Source organism: Mesorhizobium sp. M7A.F.Ca.US.014.04.1.1 (assembly GCF_003998745.1).
In the GTDB taxonomy this organism is placed as follows: Bacteria; Pseudomonadota; Alphaproteobacteria; order Rhizobiales; family Rhizobiaceae; genus Mesorhizobium; species Mesorhizobium ciceri.
Genome location: NZ_RZRW01001389.1, coordinates 1 through 549, shown reverse-complemented (window position 1 = coordinate 549; position 549 = coordinate 1). Strand labels below are relative to the sequence as shown.

The 549-nt window shown below is 61.9% G+C and carries 1 protein-coding gene; it reads right to left on the bottom strand.

All coding sequences use genetic code 11. The annotated features are described in order from the left end of the window. Positions 1-549: extracellular solute-binding protein (locus EOA22_RS36710; protein ID WP_127390766.1), on the bottom strand; the 549-nt coding region annotated here is incomplete at both ends.

The window sequence follows — 549 nt, the reverse complement described above, 5'->3', positions numbered from 1 at the left end:
GTTCCACTCGGCGGCCGCCGTTTCCAGCGATGCTTTCGGATCCGCACCAGCCCACACTGCGGTGCACATGCGGTCGATGCTCAAGAAATAGTCCTGCGCACCTGGCATGATCGGGTCGAGCAGGCCGACATTGGCCGAGTTGTTGAGGTTGGCCAGGTACTCCTTGGCGCTCGGGAACAGTGCTCCATAGAGCTCCGACTTGAAATGCGAAATGCGGTATGGGTCGCGCAGCGCATAGGGCAACATGCAGCGCGCCAGTGAGACGGGAGGCGAGCAGGCCCACTGCATGAACAGATACGCCGCCTCCGGATTGGGCGAATCCGCCGACAGCGCCTTGTTGTAGCCGGTGGCATGTTCCGGATTGCCCGGCACGACGGCATAGCCAACCTTGCCAGCGATCTGCGACTGGGGAATGAAGTTGATCGCCGTGGCGGATTGCGAATAGTTCGCCGCCATCCGGCCGCTTGGAGGCCAGGAATAGATCATCGCAACCTTCCCCGTCAGGAATGCCGCCCAAAGGGAGACGGCGTCGAGCTCGTTGTTACCGGG